At 63.1% G+C, this 18,801-nt stretch carries 19 protein-coding genes and 4 pseudogenes; 17 read left to right on the top strand and 6 right to left on the bottom strand.

Going from position 1 to position 18,801, the window contains the following annotated elements; translation table 11 throughout:
- The 3 genes from tnpB to BMY22_RS19505 form a co-directional block, all read right to left on the bottom strand.
- A partial coding sequence (gene tnpB / locus BMY22_RS19515) for an IS66 family insertion sequence element accessory protein TnpB (protein WP_244158929.1) occupies positions 1 to 239 on the bottom strand: 239 nt, incomplete at its 3' end.
- An 80-nt stretch (positions 240 to 319) separates the two neighbouring features.
- Positions 320 to 763 carry an MBL fold metallo-hydrolase gene (locus BMY22_RS19510; protein ID WP_167363777.1) on the bottom strand — a complete coding sequence of 148 codons (444 nt, stop codon included), beginning with the start codon at positions 761 to 763 and terminating at the stop codon, positions 320 to 322.
- Positions 764 to 884: 121 nt separating this feature from the next.
- Positions 885 to 1,736 (bottom strand): LysR family transcriptional regulator, encoded by an 852-nt coding sequence (locus BMY22_RS19505; protein ID WP_090624814.1) that lies wholly within the window; start codon positions 1,734 to 1,736, stop codon positions 885 to 887.
- Between the two features lie 144 nt (positions 1,737 to 1,880).
- On the opposite strand from BMY22_RS19505, the gene BMY22_RS19500 reads away from it, so the two are divergent.
- The gene (locus BMY22_RS19500; RefSeq protein WP_244158928.1) at positions 1,881 to 3,116 is read left to right on the top strand and encodes an MFS transporter; all 1,236 of its coding nucleotides are present in this window, start codon (positions 1,881 to 1,883) and stop codon (positions 3,114 to 3,116) included.
- A gap of 34 nt (positions 3,117 to 3,150) precedes the next feature.
- Complete coding sequence (locus BMY22_RS19495) at positions 3,151 to 3,774, top strand: flavin reductase family protein (RefSeq protein WP_090624813.1); 624 nt, start codon at positions 3,151 to 3,153, stop codon at positions 3,772 to 3,774.
- Positions 3,775 to 4,068: 294 nt separating this feature from the next.
- Here the strand turns inward: BMY22_RS19495 and BMY22_RS19490 are convergent, their stop codons facing one another.
- Positions 4,069 to 4,371 carry an ArsR/SmtB family transcription factor gene (locus BMY22_RS19490; RefSeq protein WP_090624811.1) on the bottom strand — a complete coding sequence of 101 codons (303 nt, stop codon included), beginning with the start codon at positions 4,369 to 4,371 and terminating at the stop codon, positions 4,069 to 4,071.
- Between the two features lie 89 nt (positions 4,372 to 4,460).
- Here BMY22_RS19490 and BMY22_RS19485 point away from each other — a divergent pair, with 89 nt between their 5' ends.
- From BMY22_RS19485 to BMY22_RS19450, 8 genes are all read left to right on the top strand, one after another.
- A complete protein-coding gene (locus tag BMY22_RS19485) occupies positions 4,461 to 5,555 on the top strand; it encodes an NADH:flavin oxidoreductase/NADH oxidase (RefSeq protein WP_090624809.1) in 1,095 nt (364 codons plus the stop codon).
- Positions 5,556 to 5,918: 363 nt separating this feature from the next.
- Positions 5,919 to 6,707 (top strand): SDR family oxidoreductase, encoded by a 789-nt coding sequence (locus BMY22_RS19480; RefSeq protein WP_090624807.1) that lies wholly within the window; start codon positions 5,919 to 5,921, stop codon positions 6,705 to 6,707.
- Positions 6,708 to 6,789: 82 nt separating this feature from the next.
- A complete protein-coding gene (locus BMY22_RS19475; RefSeq protein ID WP_244158927.1) occupies positions 6,790 to 7,233 on the top strand; it encodes an SRPBCC family protein in 444 nt (147 codons plus the stop codon).
- Between the two features lie 20 nt (positions 7,234 to 7,253).
- Positions 7,254 to 7,874, top strand: coding sequence for an oxidoreductase (locus BMY22_RS19470; protein ID WP_244158926.1), 621 nt, complete (start codon positions 7,254 to 7,256; stop codon positions 7,872 to 7,874).
- 157 nt (positions 7,875 to 8,031) lie between these two features.
- Positions 8,032 to 8,835: a 2,5-didehydrogluconate reductase DkgB gene (gene dkgB, locus BMY22_RS19465; RefSeq protein ID WP_090624803.1), complete on the top strand. Its 804-nt coding sequence runs from the start codon at positions 8,032 to 8,034 to the stop codon at positions 8,833 to 8,835.
- A 10-nt stretch (positions 8,836 to 8,845) separates the two neighbouring features.
- The gene (locus BMY22_RS19460) at positions 8,846 to 9,784 is read left to right on the top strand and encodes a TIGR03571 family LLM class oxidoreductase (protein WP_090624801.1); all 939 of its coding nucleotides are present in this window, start codon (positions 8,846 to 8,848) and stop codon (positions 9,782 to 9,784) included.
- Between the two features lie 4 nt (positions 9,785 to 9,788).
- On the top strand, positions 9,789 to 10,898 hold the full coding sequence (locus tag BMY22_RS19455; protein ID WP_090624799.1) for an alkene reductase: 1,110 nt from the start codon (positions 9,789 to 9,791) through the stop codon (positions 10,896 to 10,898).
- 55 nt (positions 10,899 to 10,953) lie between these two features.
- Positions 10,954 to 11,859, top strand: coding sequence for a cyclase family protein (locus tag BMY22_RS19450; protein ID WP_244158931.1), 906 nt, complete (start codon positions 10,954 to 10,956; stop codon positions 11,857 to 11,859).
- A gap of 20 nt (positions 11,860 to 11,879) precedes the next feature.
- Here BMY22_RS19450 and BMY22_RS19445 read toward each other — a convergent pair whose 3' ends face one another.
- A complete protein-coding gene (locus BMY22_RS19445) occupies positions 11,880 to 12,803 on the bottom strand; it encodes a LysR family transcriptional regulator (RefSeq protein ID WP_090624820.1) in 924 nt (307 codons plus the stop codon).
- A gap of 110 nt (positions 12,804 to 12,913) precedes the next feature.
- On the opposite strand from BMY22_RS19445, the gene BMY22_RS19440 reads away from it, so the two are divergent.
- The gene (locus BMY22_RS19440; RefSeq protein WP_090624795.1) at positions 12,914 to 13,663 is read left to right on the top strand and encodes a 3-oxoacyl-ACP reductase family protein; all 750 of its coding nucleotides are present in this window, start codon (positions 12,914 to 12,916) and stop codon (positions 13,661 to 13,663) included.
- Positions 13,664 to 13,942: 279 nt separating this feature from the next.
- Positions 13,943 to 14,366 (top strand): annotated as a pseudogene (locus BMY22_RS19435) (transposase); the annotation flags it as partial.
- On the opposite strand, the pseudogene BMY22_RS19430 reads toward BMY22_RS19435, so the two are convergent.
- Positions 14,367 to 15,054 (bottom strand): annotated as a pseudogene (locus BMY22_RS19430) (transposase); the annotation flags it as partial.
- A 386-nt stretch (positions 15,055 to 15,440) separates the two neighbouring features.
- Between BMY22_RS19430 and BMY22_RS25030 the strand changes: the two are divergent.
- The 5 genes and pseudogenes from BMY22_RS25030 to BMY22_RS19405 all read left to right on the top strand — a co-directional run.
- A pseudogene (locus BMY22_RS25030) lies at positions 15,441 to 15,617 on the top strand (DUF977 family protein); the annotation flags it as partial.
- Between the two features lie 3 nt (positions 15,618 to 15,620).
- Positions 15,621 to 16,220, top strand: coding sequence for a DeoR/GlpR family DNA-binding transcription regulator (locus BMY22_RS19425; RefSeq protein WP_244158930.1), 600 nt, complete (start codon positions 15,621 to 15,623; stop codon positions 16,218 to 16,220).
- The gene (locus tag BMY22_RS19420) at positions 16,192 to 17,238 is read left to right on the top strand and encodes an oxidoreductase (protein ID WP_341865014.1); all 1,047 of its coding nucleotides are present in this window, start codon (positions 16,192 to 16,194) and stop codon (positions 17,236 to 17,238) included. The genes BMY22_RS19425 and BMY22_RS19420 overlap by 29 nt, the downstream gene beginning before the upstream one ends.
- Positions 17,235 to 17,699: a heme-degrading domain-containing protein gene (locus tag BMY22_RS19415; RefSeq protein WP_090624790.1), complete on the top strand. Its 465-nt coding sequence runs from the start codon at positions 17,235 to 17,237 to the stop codon at positions 17,697 to 17,699. Before BMY22_RS19420 ends, BMY22_RS19415 begins: the two co-directional genes overlap by 4 nt.
- Positions 17,700 to 18,517: 818 nt before the next feature.
- Positions 18,518 to 18,801 (top strand): annotated as a pseudogene (locus tag BMY22_RS19405) (IS1595 family transposase); the annotation flags it as partial.

The following is an 18,801-nucleotide window of genomic DNA, read 5'->3' as shown; positions in this document are numbered from 1 at the left end:
TTGGTCTTGAACCGCTCGGCCTCCAGGCGCTTGAGCCACAGACAGAAGCCGTTGCGATGCCAGTACAGAATTTTCACTTGGTTGCGTGTGCGATTGAGGAAGACGAACAACACAGGGTCGAACACCGCGACCTTGATATCCAACTCGACCAGGGCTGCCAGGCCATTGATGGATTTACGGAAATCGACCGGCTTGGGGTAGAGGTAAACAGCTTTGACGTTGGGGGCGGGACGCATCATGCGGGGCAAGTTCCAGAAGGAATCGGGAGCTCAGCATCAGATCTCAGGGCGCGGTTTCGAAGGTAGGGTTTATGGAGCGGTTACAAATGGTCGGGGTGGAGGTGTGTCAGCAGCACCTCGTCGATCTGTTCGGGGGCATACCCGGCCGCACGCAGATTTTCCTGCAGCTTGCCCAGGCCCAGTCCCAGCAGGGCGCCCGAGCCGGCATCGACCAGCACTTGTCTGGCGCCGGTGTCGATCAGGAAGGCGTTGATCGCCGTTGGCACTGCGGTGGGCAGGCCGGCGTGCCTGAGGAGGCGCTCCACCTGCCCGGGCTGGTTCTCGTTCAGCAGTTGGTCGGTGGGCAAGGGGAACTCACCATCCGCCAGGGCGATGATCGTGAATTCGCCCAGTTTCATGCGCTGGAAGCCGGCGTCCGCTGGAGTCTGTGACGGCTCGGCGGCGACTGCGGTGGCGGCGCTGGTACATAGCACGGCAGCGATGACGAAGGGAGCGGCAAGGTGCAACGAGCGAGGGACGAGCATCGAGAATTTCCGTTGGTTCAGGGGTGGAGTGAACTCAGCATCACCCGCCTCAAGCTCCCGGAAAACTGACGATTGTGGACAGGCTCCGTTCATGAATGTTCGGCCATGGTCCGTCCATGTCTCATTCTCCCAGCACATCGACCGCGACATCGATCAGCGCGCGCAAGCGGGCCAGACGGCGCAGGTCGCGGTGATAGCCCAGCCAGATGTCCCGTGCCGGGGGCGGCTCGCCCAGGTCCACGAGACGCAATCCCGGTACCTGGTCGCCAACCGGGCGCGGCAGCACGGCAAGCCCGATGCCGAGCGCGCACATGTGTGCCTGCACGCTGCGGTTGTTGCTGCGCAGGGCGATCCGGGCGTTCGGTAGCATTCGCTGCAACCAGGCGAGGTCCGGGAAGCCGTTCATGTCCGTACTCATGGTGATCAGCATCGATCCGCTCCCGTCGTTGGTCAGCGGGTCGGGCGCGGACGAAGCGGCATAGACGCCGTACTGCATGCTCAGCAGGCGTCTTTGCACGATATCGGGCTGATCGAACGGCACGATGCGAAAGACCACATCCGCCTCGCGACGCGAGAGATCGAACAGGCGCGCGCCGGTCACCAGTTCGACCACCACCTTGGGATAGCTGAGCGAAAAGCGGGCGAGCACCGGCGGCAGGACGTAGGTGCCGAACCAGTCGGCCGAGGAGATCCGCAGCATGCCGTCGAGCTGGTCGCCTTCGCCGGCCAGCAGCCGCTCCATGGCCAGGGCGCTTTCCTCCATCCGCTCGGCCAGCGCCAGGATCGTCTCGCCTGCATCGGTGAGCACGAAGCCGTCGCTGGTACGCTGGAACAGTGTCTGACCGGTGTCCTCCTCCAGCGCCCGCAGCCGGCGGCCTATCGTCGGATGGCTGAGCCTGAGCGTACGACCCGCTCCGCCGAGGGTGCCCGTGCGCACCACCGCCAGGAAGATGCGGATATTGCTCCAGTCCATCGAAATACCCGAACAGAAATGAACGGGCAATGTGCATGAATGTCGGTGGGGCTGCAACCCGTGCCTGTGCAGAATGGAGTCCACACGTGGAATCGGATCGGGTCGTCGGTCGAAGCCGAGCGATGGCCCGGATGGAGCAGCGCAATGACGAAATGCACAGACGAAAGCAACGGCGATACGCCGGTCAACCCCGGACCCGGGCGTGCCCTTATCTGGGCCATGGCGACGGCGGCAGGCTGCGCGGTGGCCAACCTCTATTACAACCAGCCCATGCTGGGGATCATCAGCCAAGATTTTTCCACCGCGCATTCGGTGGCCCTGATACCCACAGCCACCCAGCTGGGCTACGCGGCTGGCCTTTTCCTGCTCGTTCCGCTGGGGGATGTGCTCGAGCGGCGTCAACTGATCGCCTTGCAGTTCCTTGCGCTGGCCGCCGCCTTGGCGATGGCCGCCAGCGCTCCCGGCAGCGGCGTGCTGCTGCTGGCCTCGCTGATCGTGGGCATGAGCGCGACGGTGGCCCAGCAGATCGTCCCCTTCGCTGCCCATCTCGCCGCGCCGGAAAAACGCGGCGCCACTGTCGGCATGGTCATGTCCGGACTGCTGTGCGGCATCCTGTTCAGTCGGACCCTGGCCGGTTTTGTTGCCACGCATGAGGGCTGGCGGGCGATGTTCTGGCTGGCGCTGCCGATCGCGCTGGCGGCGGGCGGGCTGATGATGCGGGTGCTGCCGCGAAGTCGCGCCGGGGAGAGGGGAGGGATGGGCTACGGCAGCCTGCTGGCATCCCTGCTCACGCTTTGGCGGGAGTTGCCTGAGTTGCGCCGGGCCGCCCTGACCCAGGCGCTGCTCTTCGCCGGGTTCAGTGCCTTCTGGACGATCCTGGCGTTCCACCTGGCCAGCCCGGCTTTTGGAATGGGAGCGGATATCGCGGGACTGTTCGGCATCATCGGTGCGGTGGGCGTCCTGGCTGCGCCGCTGGCCGGACGTTTCGCCGACCGGGTGGGAGCGCATGCCATCGTGCTGCTGGGGGCGGGCACTGCCCTGGGCGCATGGGCGGTCTTCGGAGTCTGGGAAACGCTGGCCGGGCTGGTGGTCGGCGTCACGCTCCTGGATTTCGGTATGCAGAGTGCGCTCGTATCGAACCAGCATCTGATCTATCAACTGAGACCCGAGGCCCGCTCGCGGCTCAACACCCTGTTCATGGGCGGTATGTTCCTGGGCGGGGCGACCGGCTCGGCGGCGGCGCTGGCGGCCTGGCATTCCGGCGGCTGGACGGCGGTCACTTTACTGGGACTGACATTCTCGGCGGCGGCCGTCGCGCTGCAACTCGTCGGCAGGGAGCGACTCGCCCGCAGGAACGAGCGTCGTGCCAATCCATCCTGACAATCCCGGCAAGACTCCAAAGACAGAGGCAAAGATGAGTGATTTCCACGTCTACGAACCCCAGCATGGCCATGGCCTGAAGCATGACCCGCTCAATGCCATCGTCGGTCCCAGGCCGATCGGCTGGATTTCTTCCCTGGGCATCGACGGTACCGGCAACCTCGCTCCGTACAGCTTCTTCAATGCCTTCAACTACACGCCACCGATCATCGGCTTTGCCAGTATCGGCTGGAAGGATAGCGTCCGTAACATCGAGGCCACTCGCGAATTCGTCTGGAACCTCGCCACCCGGCCGCTGGCCGAGGCGATGAATGCTAGCGCGGCGCCGGTCTCCCCCGAGGTGGACGAATTCGAGCTGGCCGGCCTGACCCACGCCCCCTCACGCCTTGTCCGAGCGCCCCGGGTGTTGGAAAGTCCGGTTTCCTTCGAGTGTCGCCTGACGGAGCTGCTGCAGCTCAAGGACGCTCGGGGCTTGGCCATCGACACCTGGCTGGTCCTGGGAGAGGTGGTGACCGTGCACATCGACAAGGCATTGCTCGACCAGGGGGTGTACGACACCGTTGCCGCCCAACCGATCCTGCGCGGGGGCGGTCCTGCGGATTACTTCATGGTCGAAGAGCGCCAGCGCTTCCACATGACCCGTCCGACAGGCAAGTAGGGCAAGACTCCGCGGAAAGCGCGCCGGACATCGCACGGGATGTCCCCACCATTGGCTGTCGCTCTTGAACGACTGGAGTCAGACTCCCGACTCGCTGGGTGTGAACGAGCTCGGTGCGGTACTGTCACGTTGTTGAGATACCGTCGGCGAATTGCCAGGAGCTGTTGTGCGAAGCAGTTTGGCGACAGCACCCGCCAATGCAGGCATTCCGTCAGATGGCGGCTGGTGACACGACTGCTTGTTCTACCCCAACAAGCATGACAATGCCGAGCCATGCCTTGCGCAAGGCGCGATTCACTCGCGCTGCGACAGGATCGCCTCGAGCAAACCCGGGAAGCGCGCGTTCATCTCCTCGCTGCGCAGCGAGTTGATATGGGTCGTCCCGACGCTGCGGGTGCAGACCAGGCCCGCATCGCGCAGCACGCGGAAATGGTGGGAGACGCTCGACTTCGGACGGCCGCCGTCGAGTTCGCTGCAACTGGCCTCGCCCAGCGCGGCGAGGCGGCGGACGATCTCCAGGCGCACCGGATCGCTCAGGGCGTAGAGAACGCGCTCGAGGACGAATTCGCTGGCGGTGGGGTGCTTGAAGGGTCGCATGGCGGAATCATACCGGAGGGATTGCCCGTCATCCATAGTTCGAATATCATCGAACTACAGAATTCAATCTCACCGCACGAGGAAGCTCCATGTCCGCTCTGTTCCAGCCGTACACGCTGAAGGATGTCACCCTGCGCAACCGTATCGCCGTTCCGCCCATGTGCGTGTACATGGCCAACGACGGTCTGATCAACGAGTGGCACAAAGTGCATTACGCCGGCATCGCCAGGGGGGGTGCGGGGCTGGTGATCGTCGAGGCCACCGCCGTCTCGCCGGAGGGCCGCATCTCCCCCGGCTGCCCCGGGATCTGGAACGACCAACTGGCCCAGGCCTTCGTGCCGGTGGTCCAGGCCATCAAGGCCGAGGGGGCCGTGCCCGGCATCCAGATCGCCCACGCCGGTCGCAAGGCCAGCGCCAACCGTCCCTGGGAAGGCGACGACCACATCGCCGAGGGCGATCCGCGCGGCTGGCAGACCATCGCCCCCTCGGCCATTCCCTTCGGCCACCACCTGCCGAACGTGCCCAGGGCCATGACCCTGGAGGACATCGCCCGGGTGCGGGACGATTTCGTCGCCGCGGCGTGCCGGGCGCGCGACGCCGGCTTCGAGTGGCTGGAGCTGCATTTCGCCCACGGCTACCTGGCCCAGAGCTTCTTCTCCGAGCATTCCAACCGGCGTACCGATGCCTACGGCGGCAGCTTCGACAAGCGCTGCCGCTTCCTGCTGGAGACCCTCGCGGCAGTCCGCGAGGTGTGGCCGGAACATCTGCCGCTGACTGCCCGCTTCGGGGTGATCGAGTTCGATGGCCGGGACGAGCAGACCTTCGCCGAATCCATCGAACTGGCCCGGCGCTTCAAGGAAACCGGCCTGGACCTGCTGAGCGTCAGCATCGGTTTCACCATCGCGGATACCAACATTCCCTGGGCACCCGGCTTCATGGGACCGATCGCCGAGCGGGTACGCCGCGAGGTGGGCATCCCGGTGGCGTCGGCCTGGGGCTTCGGCACCCCGCAGGTCGCCGAGCGGGCCGTCAAGGAAGGCCAGCTGGACCTGGCCATGATCGGCCGCGCCCACCTGGCCGACCCGCACTGGCCGTATGCCGCGGCCCAAGAGCTGGGTATCGAACGTCCGTCCTGGACACTGCCGGCGCCCTATGCCCACTGGCTGGACCGTTACCGGAGCTAGCATATGGCCAGTTACGAGCAGGCTTTCGGCCATGTCCGAGCATGGACCTGGAGATTCCCCATGCCGATGAACTAACCGCTGCACGCCAGGCATTTGGCGAGGTACTGTCACGTTGTTGATGTGCACGAGGTCGCGCTGAGCAGCGTTCACACACATGGCGGCCGCATCGACCGGCAGGAGCTGCGCCAGGCCGGGGAACGGTTGCTGCAGGCGTTGGCCGACGGCAGCCTGTTGGCTCCGGATCGCCGTGTCTTCGCTTTCGATGCCTTGCCAAATCCCCTGCGGGCGCTCAAAGGCGGGAGCGGTCACGCAGTTGCAAGCTGCGCCGACCACCACAACATGAGCTGTAAGAGGAAAATCGCTATGGATCTCGGTATCGCCGGACGCTGGGCGCTGGTCTGCGCTTCCAGCAAAGGACTCGGCAAGGGCTGCGCGATGGCCTTGGCCAGAGAAGGGGTGAACCTGGTCGTCAATGCTCGCGGCAGCGAGGCGCTGGAGGCGACGGCGGCGGAACTGCGCGCCCTGAATCCGGCGATCAAGGTGCGCAGCGTGGCCGGCGACATCGGCCGCAACGAGGTGCGCCGGGCCGCGCTGGATGCCTGCCCACAGGTCGATATTCTGGTCAACAATGCCGGTGGGCCGCCGCCGGGTGACTTCCGCGACTGGACTCGCGAAGACTGGCTGCGGGCCGTGGAGGCCAACATGCTCACGCCGATCGAACTGATTCGGGCCACGGTGGACGGTATGGCCGCACGCGGCTTCGGCCGGGTGGTGAACATTACCTCGGCGGCGGTGAAGGCGCCGATCGACATCCTCGGCCTCTCTAACGGTGCGCGCAGCGGTCTGACCGGCTTCGTCGCCGGCCTGGCCCGCCAGCCCAACCTGGCCGGACGCAACGTGACGCTCAACAACCTGCTGCCCGGGGCCTTCGACACCGAGCGCTTGCGCCAGACTCTGAGCACCACCGCTCAAGCCTCGGCGCAAAGCCCCGAGGCCATTGGCGAGCAGCGCCGCCGGGGCATTCCGGCTGGCCGCTTCGGGTCCTCCGACGAGTTCGGCGCCTTCTGCGCCTTTCTCTGCAGCGTCCACGCCGGCTACATGACCGGCCAGAATCTGTTGCTCGACGGCGGCCATTATCCCGGCACCTTCTGAGCCGAGCCGGTATCGTGGCTGGCCACACTGGCCCGACCCTTTCCGGAGATCCCGCGATCTTCGTCCAAAAAGGAATCGAAAATTGAAAGCGATCGATGTCAGCGTTTCCATAAGCATCGCCTGCCCAGCTGAACAGGTCTGGTTGCTCCTCGGCGGATTCGACCTTCTGCCCCGCTGGGTCGACTCCATCGCCAGCAGCCGGCTCGACGACGGCGGGCGCCTGCGTTATCTGGAAATGGCCGACGGGATGGTTATCATCGAGCGCCTGCTGGAGTTCAGCGAGAGCGAGCGCCATTACAACTATGCCCTGCTCGAAGGCCCACTCCCCGTATCCGACTATCTCGGCCGAATATCCGTCTGTGACGATGGAGAGGGCTGCTCGCTGGCGACTTGGTCCAGCCGCTTTCGCAGCGAAAAGGCCAACGAGGTCGAGATAGCCACAGACCTCGAGAGCTTTTATCGCACCGGCCTGAAGCGGCTGAAAGCGATGCTCGAAGCGCAGCAGCCGGTCACAGGGGCTTCATGAACGCCTGCAGGCGCGGGACCATGAAGTCGAGGAAGCTGCCCAATCGCATCGTCATGTCGCCGATGACTCGCTCACGGGCCAGCCAACCCGGCGATGAGGCCAACGGACTGATGGCAGAGTGTTACGCACAACGTGCAAGCGCCGGCCTGATCGTCAGCGAGGACGCCTGGATTTCGCCGATGGGCAAGGGCTATGCGCTCATCGAGCGGATCGGCGCGCAGCGCACCGCGATACGATTGTCGCCCTATGGCGGTCTGTTCGACATGGGCCTGTACGCGGATGTCGAGGAAACCTACCTGTATCTCGCCCAAGAACTCACCAGGCGCAACCTCGCCTATATGCACCTCATGGACCAGCGCTCGCGGGGCAGCTCGCCCATTCCGGACGGCTTTCTGCACAAATTCCGCGAGCATTACCGGGGCACCCTGATCCTCGCCGGCGGCATGACCAAGGAGCTGGCCTCGCGCCACCTCGAAGACGGGCTGATCGACTTCGCCGCCTTCGGCGAGCCCTTCATCGCCAATCTCGACTTGGTCGAACGCCTGCGCCACGACTGGCCGCTGCTCAAGCCGGACCGGGCTCTCAGCTATGGCGGCGGCATCAAGGGTTATACCGATTACCCGAACTATCAGACATCCTGAACGGCTTTCCGAAATTACTGGTCCTCTAGGGGCACTGCGCCAGTGAGCCTGGCCGCCTTCGGCCTGGTATCTGCTGGATAGAAGGATGGCAGCCCGACTGGCAGACGCTTGATTCCTTTTTCTGACTCCTCATCCAAGTCGCTCCAAGGAGACATACATGAATCTTCCTGATTTCGGTGTCGGTACCTTTCGCCTGCAGGGCCGGACCGTGATCGATTCGGTCCGCAATGCACTCGAACTGGGTTACCGCGCCATCGATACCGCGCAGATCTACGCCAACGAGGCCGAGGTAGGCCAGGCCATCGTTGCATCTGGCGTACCGCGTGACGAACTGTTCATCACCACCAAGATCTGGGTCGACAAGTACGCCCAGAACAAGCTGATCCCGAGTCTTAAGGACAGCCTGGCCAAGCTCCACATCGACCGGGTCGATCTCACCCTTATCCACTGGCCGGCACCGTGTAACGGCGTGTCATTGGAGGAGTACATGGCAGCCTTGGCGGAGGCTAAGGCGCAGGGCTTGACCCGGCAGATCGGCGTCTCCAACTTCAACATCGCGCTCACCCGGCAGGCCATCGAGGTGGTCGGTAAGGAAGCGATCGCTACCAACCAGATTGAGCTGAGCCCCTATCTGCAGAACAGTAATCTGGTGGAGTTCCTGCAGTCGCAGGGCATTCGCGTAACCTCCTACATGACCCTGGCATACGGCAAGGTCCTCAAGGATCCAGTGATCGGTGAGATCGCCCGCAAGCACCAAGCCACGTCGGCCCAAGTGGTCCTCGCATGGGCGCTGTGTCTGGGCTACGCGGTGATCCCCTCCTCCACCAAGCGCGAGAATCTGGCCAGTAACCTGCTTGCACGCAACTTGCGGCTGGACAACGAGGACATGGTGCGGATCGCTGCACTGGAGCGCAACGGTCGCGAGGTCAGCCCGGATGGGTTGGCTCCGGCCTGGGACTAAGGGCGCAGCAATGGTGACGCCACTCGCTCGTTTGCTCTACGGAGGCTTTAGCATTGGCCTCGAGGCTCCGCTGGATAACGACTGGACATCCTGCGGCGAACAAGCGCGTCGTCTGAGTGGACGTTTGCCCGGTGAGCCGGATCTTCAGCGCCACGCCGAACTGGCGCAGTTGGCGGACCGACTCGGATTCCGCGCCCTATGGGTGCGCGACGTGCCGCTTTACGACCCAGCGTTCGGCGACGCAGCGCAGGTATTCGAGGTGTTTGCCTACCTCGGTTACCTTTCCGGCATCACCCGCGACATTCTGTTAGGAGCCGCTGCGGTGGTCCTGCCAATCCGCGAGGCTTTGCTGACGCTCAAGTCGGCATCCAGCGTCCAGCGGCTCAGCGGCGACCGCCTGTTGCTGGGCGTGGCCAGCGGCGACCGGCCGGTGGAGTACCCATTGTTCGGCCGCGACTTCGAAGACCGTGGCCAGGCGTTCCGCCAACAAGTGGAGACACTGAAAGATGGTGGCCGCTCGCGATTACCGGACGGCCTGGAGCTGCTGCCCAGACCGCCCTCCCCACTGCCCTTGCTGGTGGCCGGGTTGGCTCAGCAGACGCCGGCCTGGATCGGCGCGCACATGGATGGCTGCCTAGCCTATCCAGGGGCTCCCGCCGATCACCAGCGCCGCGTCGCTGCCTGGCGCGCAGTGGCGGGCGACAAGCCCTATGCCAGCTTCATCCACCTGGATCTGGCCGAAAACCGCAGCGAACCCCTGCAGCGCTTCCACTTCGGCGCCCGTACCGGTCGCGATGCCCTGATTGAGGAGTTGACGACGCTGAAGGCCATCGGTGTCGATCACATAGGCCTGCAGTTCCGTTGTAACCAGCGCCCACTCGACGAGACCTTGCATGAGATTGCCGAGTGCGTCCTGCCGCATTTCCACCTGCAATCACCGGAAGATTGACATTATGAGTGACGACCCACTTTTTCAACCCTTGCACTTGGGCGGGCTGGAGCTGCCCAACCGTATCGTTATGCCGCCAATGACTCGTTCACGGGCCAGTCAACCCGGCGATGAGGCCAACGATCTGATGGCGGAGTATTACGCACAACGTGCAAGCGCCGGTCTGATCGTCAGCGAAGGCACCTGGATTTCGCCGATGGGCAAGGGCTATGCGTGGACCCCTGGCATCTACACCCCGGCCCAGATCGCCGGCTGGCTCAAGGTCACCGACGCGGTACACGCTGCCGGTGGGCACATGTTCGCCCAGCTCTGGCACGTCGGGCGACTCAGCCACACCAGCTTACTAAGCGGCCGCACACCGGTGTCCTCTTCTGCGATCCAAGCTGAGGGTGTCAAGGTGTTCATCGACAATGACGGCCAGCCCGGTTTCGTTCAGGCATCCATGCCGCGCGCCCTAGATACCGACGAAATCCAGGATATCGTCAACCAGTTCCGTCAGGCGGCACGTAACGCCATGGCAGCAGGCTTCGATGGCGTCGAGTTGCATGCGGCCAACGGGTACCTGGTGAACCAATTCCTCGACTCCAACGCCAACACACGCATCGATCGCTATGGCGGGTCGTTGGAGAATCGGCTGCGTTTCCTCGATGAGGTCGCACGCGCCCTCGTCGAGGGCACTGGCGATGCTGCACGGGTCGGCATTCGCCTCGCGCCTCTTACCACCCTCAACGGCTGCGTTGACGCCGCCCCCGAGACCACCTATGTCAGCGCCGTACGGCGTCTTGGCAAGATCGGCGTGGGCTACATCCACATCGCCGAAGCAGACTGGGATGACGCCCCAGACATGCCATTGGCCTTCAAGCGGCAATTACGCGCGGCCTTTCCCGGCGTGCTGATCTATGCCGGCAAGTACACCGCCGAGCGTGCTCGCAATGCACTGCGCGAGGGTTGGGCTGATCTGATTGGCTTTGGCCGCCCGTTCGTGGCCAACCCGGACTTACCAGAACGTCTGCGCGTAGGCGCTGCATTGGCCGAGCATCATCGCGAAACGCTGTTCGGCGGCAATGCCAAAGGCTTTACCGATTACCCGACGCTGGCTCAAGCTAGCCTCTGATCCGCCTATGGAAATCATATCTGTGAATTACCTTAAACGCCTCACGCTCGCCTCGATGATCGGTCTGGCCAGCCAAGCCGCCGTTGCGGCCGACGGATATCCATCGGCCTACGGCCCGAACGACGAAATCGGTGCTGCCAATCTGCTCACCCCGGATGTAGTAAAGGCAGCAGTCGAGTTGGTGAAGACCGGCAAAACCTATCCCCTCGCCGTTCCCGTGAACAAGGACCTGCCGGCTTTTCGGCACCGTAGCTTCAAGCTCTACAATGTCCAGCCAGGCGAGCAGGCTGGGCTGACCATGGGACCTAACAAGTTCACTTTCAACGACGAACTGGTGGTGGCCTGGACCGGCGTCGGCACCCAGCTCAACGGCATCGGCCATATCGGCATCGACAACGTCTACTACAACGGCAACAAAGCGGCCGACTTCGTCACTGTCGAAGGGGTGACGAAACTCGGTATCGAGAAGGTGCCGCCGTTGGTCACCCGTGGCGTGGTGCTGGATATGACTGCGCACTACGGAAAAAGCATCGTGCCCGGCAGCACCGAATTCACTGTTGCCGATATCGAGGCGGTGCTGAAGAAACAGGGCGTCTCCCTGCGCAGGGGCGATGTAGTGCTGTTCAACACCGGCTGGCTAGAGCTGATTGGCAAGGACGACAAACAGTTCCTCGCCATGGAGCCTGGTATCGGTATGGAGGCAGCCCAGTGGCTGGCCGACCAGGGCATCGTTGCGTTCGGCGGTGATACTTGGGCCTCGGAGGTCTATCCCAACCCCACGGGGGATGAAGAGTTCCCGGTCAACCAATTCATGTTGGCCAAGCGCGGTATCTACAACTTGGAGCTGATCGACAGCCGCGCTCTGGTGCGCGACAAAGCATGGGAGTTTTTATTCGTTCTCGGACAGCCGCTTTATGTAGGCTCCATCCAAGTCAATATCAATCCAGTGGCGATTCGATGAGCACATATACATATGAAGGCTCATAGGGCGGAAAAGCGCTGATCCAGGCCTTGGCTACGGAACTGCTCGACCAAGAAGTCGACGAACACCCGGGTTTTCTGCGGCAGCAGCTTCTGTGCGGCAAAGTAGATGGAGATGAAGCCGGCGTCCACATACCAGTCGGGCAGCACCCGGCACAGACGGCCACTGTCCAGATAGGGCAGGGCGTGGGCCGTGCTGACCAGCGTGATGCCCAGATCCATTTGCGCGGCCTGGCAGGCTGCCTCAGGATCACTGAAGCTCATGCGCAGCCTGAGATCTATGGCGGCTGGCAGGCCCTGACGGTTACGCAGCATCCAGGGGCGAATGCGCCCGGTCTGTGGCGAGCGTATCAGGATACCCTCGTGCTCACCCAGTTGGGCCGGGCTGTTCGGCTCGCCATGGCACTCCAAGTAGCCCGGTGACGCCAACAATACACGGTGGGCGGGTGCCAGGGTACGTGCCACCAACCTGGGGGGTAGCTCGAAGCCCCCGCCAATCGCGGCATCGAAACCTTCCACGATCAGATCCACCGGTCTGTCGTCGAAATGCCAATCCGGCCGCACAGCAGGATAGCGCCGCAGGAACTCGTCGAGCAGCGGTACAACATGGTGGCGACCGAAAGACTGGCCCATGCTCACCCTCAGCACACCGGCCGGTTGACCTCGAGCATTGGCCAAGTTGGCCATGGCCGCCTCCAGACTGTGTAGTCCACCAGCTGCTTCGGAGAGAAACTGTTCCCCTGATTCGGTCAGCGACAGGCTGCGCGTGCTGCGCTGAAACAGCCGAACCCCCAGTTCGGCTTCCAGCCGTGCCACGTTCTTGCCCACTGCGGCGGGTGTCAGGCCCAGGTGCCGGGCCGCTGCAGCGAAGCTGCCAGCTTTTGCGCTATGTACGAAACAAGCAATGCAGTTAAGGGTGTCCATGCCCGAACTATAAACCATCAGTATCGAGTGAAACTTCAAAATACGGACTAATCATTGCCGCTGCCCGGGAGGACACTCACTGCTAATCCATCCACATCCCGGAGACAATCATGAATAATGCCCAGCCCCTCGCCAATAAAGTAGCCTTCGTCCAAGGCGGTTCCCGCGGTATCGGCGCCGCCATCGCCCAGCGCCTGGCGCGTGATGGTGCCACCGTTGCCCTGACCTACAGCCAGTCGCCACAAGCCGCCGAGGCTGTGGTACAGGCTATCGAAACGGCCGGTGGCCGGGCCTTGGCGATCCGTGCCGACAGCACCAACGCGGAGGCGATCCACACTGCGGTGAACAAGACGGTCGAGGCTTTCGGTCGCCTCGACATCCTGGTCAACAGTGCCGGCGTACTGGCGGTAGCACCGATAGAGGAGTTCAGTCTCGAGGACCTGGACCGCACCCTGGCCGTCAACGTGCGCAGCGTGGCGATCGCCAGCCAGGCTGCCGCCAGACATATGGGCAGCGGCGGACGCATCATCAATATCGGCAGCACCAATGCCGAACGCATGCCCTTCGCCGGCGGCGCAGTATATGCCATGAGCAAATCCGCTATCGTCGGCTTGACCAAAGGCTTGGCACGCGACCTCGGCTCCCGCGGCATCACGGTCAACAACGTGCAGCCGGGGCCAGTAGATACTGATATGAATCCCGCCGACAGCGAGTTCGCGGAAACACTCAAGCAACTGATGGCGCTGCCGCGCTACGGTCACGTCAGCGAGGTCGCGAGTTTCGTCAGCTACCTGGCGAGTCCAGAGGCCGGCTATATCACTGGCGCCAGCCTGCTAATCGACGGCGGCTTCTCCGCTTGAGGGACTGGAGCGTAGCAACTTTGGCCACTACACCATAGTCAGCCGGCAGTGGCCGGTAGCCAGGGCTAACTTCACGCCGATGTCGGCCTTCCGGCTTAACTTGTGACTTCGTGGCCCTGGAGGGGCGGTGTTGACGAGAGCGAAGTGGCCTATGTGGTGCAGAGCGGCGAGCCTCGTCCGGTTATCCCGCCTCCTGATTAGCAATGATACTCAGCCAGACGTCCTACAGGTACTCGGCAACGCCTATACTGAATATATGAGCAGGCCATCATGAATGATGGTCGCCCTCTGCGCACCCAGCTTACGCCCGTGCCGGGCTTCAGTCTCAAGGCCATCGAGCAGTGGGCCAGGTCCTGCCTGGCCCCAGGCTGCACCGTGCTCTGCGACGGACTGACTTGTTTCGCGGCGGTTACCGCGGCCGGATGCCTGCATCAACGAACCGTGATCGCTGGACGCAAGCCCAGGGACTTGCCCGAGTTCCAGTGGGTCAACACGGTCCTGGGCAATCTCAAGACCAGCCTGGCCGGGAGCTACCCCGCCTTCAACTTCCGCAAGTATGCGGCCCGCTACCTGGGCGCATTCGCCTACCGTTTCAACCGCCGATTCGATCTGCGCACGCTGCCTGCGCGACTCCTCGTGGCAGTCGCGCGTTGCCCGCCACACCCCCTGCGGGTGATTCGGGGTGGCTGAGCATCATTGCTAATCAAGGTCTTTTGCTTTTCGAGGCCTTGATGAGGCGGTCGGTGGAGACATGAGCACGGGCTGTGGCGCCATCGACCCACTCGCTGGTCTTTTTCACCTTGGGGCCATGCTTGCTCGTGGCCACCTGGCTGGGCTTGATGTGCCGCGCCAATTCCAACAGGCGCTGTGCCAGTGTGCTGGCCGAATCGTCGGCCCAGGCGGGCCAGTGCTCTGCCGGTAACGCGACGAGCATCCCCTCGTAACGGCTTCTGACCTGCACCGCCAGGTGGTAGGGGGGAAGCCTCCCAGCCCTCGGGAAGTCGTTCGCGATGGGCCTGTTCGACGCTGCGCTTGAGCACCGCCACGGCAAATCCCAGCAGCGCCGCCCGGGGATGGCCCAGGCTGCGGAGCTCGCTCTGCAAGACCGATTCCAGGCGCTGGAACATCCCCTCGATATGCCAGCGCCGACGGTACAGGTCGGCAATCTGCCGGGCGTCGATCGTCGCGGGCAGGTTGCTCCAGAGCGATAAGGACGGACTCGCCCGACTCCGTCGGCCGATCCAGGCGCAACTCGATGCGGCGCCAGGGCGCCTGGCCATCATCCAGCCGGATGTCCTGCTTGAGCACCTGTCCCGTTTCCACCCCGCCCGGTCATGCCAGGGTACCTCATGAACGATGCGCGGATACCCGGCGCCCTGACGCACGATGAAACCGGCCAGGCCGCCTGACGGACAGGTTGTCCATCTGGCGCGCGGCGGCATGCAGCGAAGGGTGTAGCCTCAAAAAGGCCTGCGACATCGGCTCGACCACTCTGGAAAACAGCAGCTCGCGTGGATACTGGCGTTGCCGGTGGACCTCGAACACTTCGTCGACCCAAGCGGCCTGGCATCGCCCGCTCCAGTCTCAGATGCGACATGACGCTGGCCGGTGCCTGCTTCTCGAACCACGCCAGGACCATCCCACATCGCCTTGTCCTCCCAATCGATTATCGGGGGTACACAAAGACCTTAAAATAGCTGGAACTCGGAGCGTTTGACTAAGGCATCTCAATCAATATATGCTTATAAATACTTACAATAACTTATATTAACTTAACGTGATTACCATAACCCAGGAAGAGCGACTCAATGTCATTGCCGGACTGCTGGAGCAGCAGCAGCGCATTACCTTGGACGAAATCTGCCAACACTTCGGCATTTCCCGTGATTCGGCCCGTCGGGATCTGATCAGACTAACTGAGCAGTCCCGCTTTCAGCGCATTCGGGGCGGGGCAAGATTGCTCGAACCTGCCGTGGAGCCGCTGCCCTTTCTGCAGCGCCCGCGCAATGAAATCAAAACAGCGCTCGCCCGGCGCACCCTAGAGGTGCTGCAGCCGGGCACCAGCCTGTATCTGGACAGTGGCAGCACGCTGCTGGAATTGGCCCGACAGCTGGCTGCACAGCCCCGGCCCTTCAGCTTGGTCAGCGCTGCGCTGGATGCGCTGCAGGTGCTGAGCCAGAACCCGGCGCTCAGCCTCCATGGCCTGGGCGGGGAGTTCGATCCGCTGCAGCGCATGATGCTGGGAGCGGAAACCGAACGGCAGTTGGGACAGTTCCGGCTGCAACACGCCGTCATGGGGATCTGCGCCCTGAACGAGCACGGACTGAGCGCCCCGACGGCCGCCGAAGCCGCGCTGAAACGCCGGGCGATCATCCAGTCCGAGCATCTGATCGCAGTCGGCGGCAGCGACAAGTTCGATCAGCAGCAGTTGCACCAGGTCTGCGACTTGGCTCGGCTGGATCTACTGATCTGCGATGCACTGCCCGCAGGGCCGCTGCACCAGGCACTCACCGATCTCGAGATTCCGATTGTCATACTGGAGGCTTCTGTTGATTAAGACCGCGGTTATCGGCTACGGGCTCTCAGCCCGGACCTTCCATCTGCCCTTTATTCAAAACCAGACGGAACTGCAGTTAGTGGCCATCAGCAGCTCACAGGAACAGCTGCGTCAGGATCATCCGCAGCTGCAGCATTACCTGGATGGCAGCGAGCTGATCGCCAATAGCGATGCCGATCTGGTGGTCATCACCTCGCCGAACCACAGTCACTTTTCCTTGGCCCGGCAAGCCTTGCTGGCCGGCAAGGATGTGCTGGTGGAGAAGCCCTTTGTTGTTACCTCGCAGGAAGGCGAAGAGCTGACGGCTCTAGCCGCTCGGCAGCAGCGGGTTCTGGCGGTCTATCACAACCGCCGTTTCGATGGCGACTTCCTGACCCTGCAACACCTGTTGCGCACCGGGCAGTTGGGAGGCATCCGCTATTTCGAGTCTCACTTCGACCGCTTCCGCCCGACGCCAAGGGCTCGCTGGCGCGAGCAGGCCGGCCCCGGCGGCGGCATTCTCTACGACCTCGGCCCCCACCTGATCGATCAGGCGCTGGTGCTGTTCGGTCTGCCCGAGGCGATCAGCGCCCGCTGTCGCGAATTGCGCAGCGGCGCCGAGGCCACCGACTACTTCCATCTGCAGCTGCATTATCCGGACAAGGAGGTGGTGCTGCATTCGAGCCCGTTCTGCGCCGCCCCCACCCTGCGTTTCGTGCTGCAGGGCACCCTGGGCAGTTACCATAAGTCCGGGCTAGATCCCCAGGAGGATGCGCTGCGTGCCGGCGAGTTGCCGGGCGGCCCGGACTGGGGGCTGGAACCGGCAAGCCACTATGGCACCGTCCACTCGGAGCAGGAAACCCGGACGCTGACGACCTTGGCCGGCAATTACCAGCTGTTCTACCAGCAACTGGTGCAGGCCCTACAGCGTCGCCTGCCGCCACCGGTCAGCCCCGCGGATGCCCTGCAGGGCATCCGGCTGATCGAACTGGCCTGCCGCAGCCATCAAAAGGGCCGAACCCTGGAGGTGACCCGATGACCCCGTCCGAACTGCTGGAGCAGGAAGCGCACTTGCAGTTGCCCGCTTTCGATCTTGCCGCGGCCTGGCAACTGGGCCAGCAGCTATATCGGCTCGCGGCCGCCACCCAGGCTCCGGCCGTTCTGGAGATCCACGCCTATGGCCAAGTTGTCTTCAGCGCCGCCCTGCCGGGCTCCTGTGCCGACAACCATGACTGGATCCGGCGCAAGCGCAATACAGTGCTACGCTACGGGCACAGCTCGCTGTATCTGGGGGAGTACAACCGCGGCAAGGGGCGGGAGTTCGAAACCCAGCCCCATATCGATGCGCGGGAGTATGCGGCCCACGGCGGCAGCTTTCCGCTACGCCTAAGCAACGGGGAACTGATCGGGGCCCTGACCCTGTCAGGCCTGCCGCAGTGGGAGGATCACGGGCTGGTGGTTAAGGCGCTGCAGTCCTGGCTGGAGGCGGACAGGGCCTGATCCGGAAAGGCTATGTCCGAGGGTACTGTCACGTTGTTGGCAGGTTGACGGAGATGTGGCGATCCCAGCTATGAAACGAGCCACCCTGCAGCAAGAGCCTGGCGTGCAGCGGTTAGTTCATCGGCATGGGGAATCTCCAAGATGCTAAAGTGCTCATGTCCTTTCCACAATCTGTAAGATGTCTAGAGCGTTTTCATCCTAACCGGCCATAGTCGTAATAATAGGTATAGCATTTGCGTTCGGTGGACGGAAATCGCTCCAGCAATGTGCCGATATCGATCGTGCGGGCGGCGGCCTTGCACAGCAGCGCCTTCAGCTTCGCGAAGGCCTGCTCGATCGGGTTGTAGGGCGGCAGCTATGAGACGGTACGGCGTTGGTCGGTGACCTTTGGTCTGGGCATTGCCCGGCGGTATTTTCGCTCGACTGCGTTGGCCCGAGGCGACCAGTGGCACCTCGATGAGGTGGCGGTCGCGATGCAGACCGCAAAACCCTACTCACGCGCCAGCGACCGGGCGCAGTCGATGACTTGCTGTACGACGAGTTCAACCATGGGAAAACTCCCCAAGGTAATGAAGGAGTCCCCAATGATTCCCTTGGAACAGCAAATCCGGAAGGTATCCCTGGCAGATCCAGCACTGAGGGAATAAACATTCAGCTGGCTGTGCCGGCTGGTCAGACCCAGCAATCCAAGAAGAATCCTGATTAGCAATGAGCCTCAGCCAGAAGCCCTACAGGTACTCGGCAACGCCTACACTGGATATATGAACAGACTTCATGGAGGGGCGATCCATGTCCATGAACCGAATCCAGTTCCAACCCGGCATCAGACCTCGCTGATCGCCGGCACGGTAATGCAGGGCACCAAGTTGCCGCTGAGCCTGTGGTTCCTGGCGATCTACCTCCTCAGTCAGGCCAAGACCGGGTTGTCTGCACTCGCACTCAAACGTCACCTGGGGGTCAGCTACCCGACGGCATGGCTTATCCAGCACAAGTTGATGCAGGCGATGACCCTGCGTGAGGCGTGCTATGTCCTCGAAGGCCGGGTCCAGGTCGACGATGCCTATCTCGGTGGCGAGCTCAGCGGGGGCACGGCCGGTCGGGG

Origin of the sequence: Azotobacter beijerinckii (genome assembly GCF_900110885.1) — a bacterium.
In the GTDB taxonomy this organism is placed as follows: Bacteria; Pseudomonadota; Gammaproteobacteria; order Pseudomonadales; family Pseudomonadaceae; genus Azotobacter; species Azotobacter beijerinckii.
Note: the sequence above shows the minus strand (reverse complement) of the source record. Positions and strands in the feature narration are given on the sequence as shown.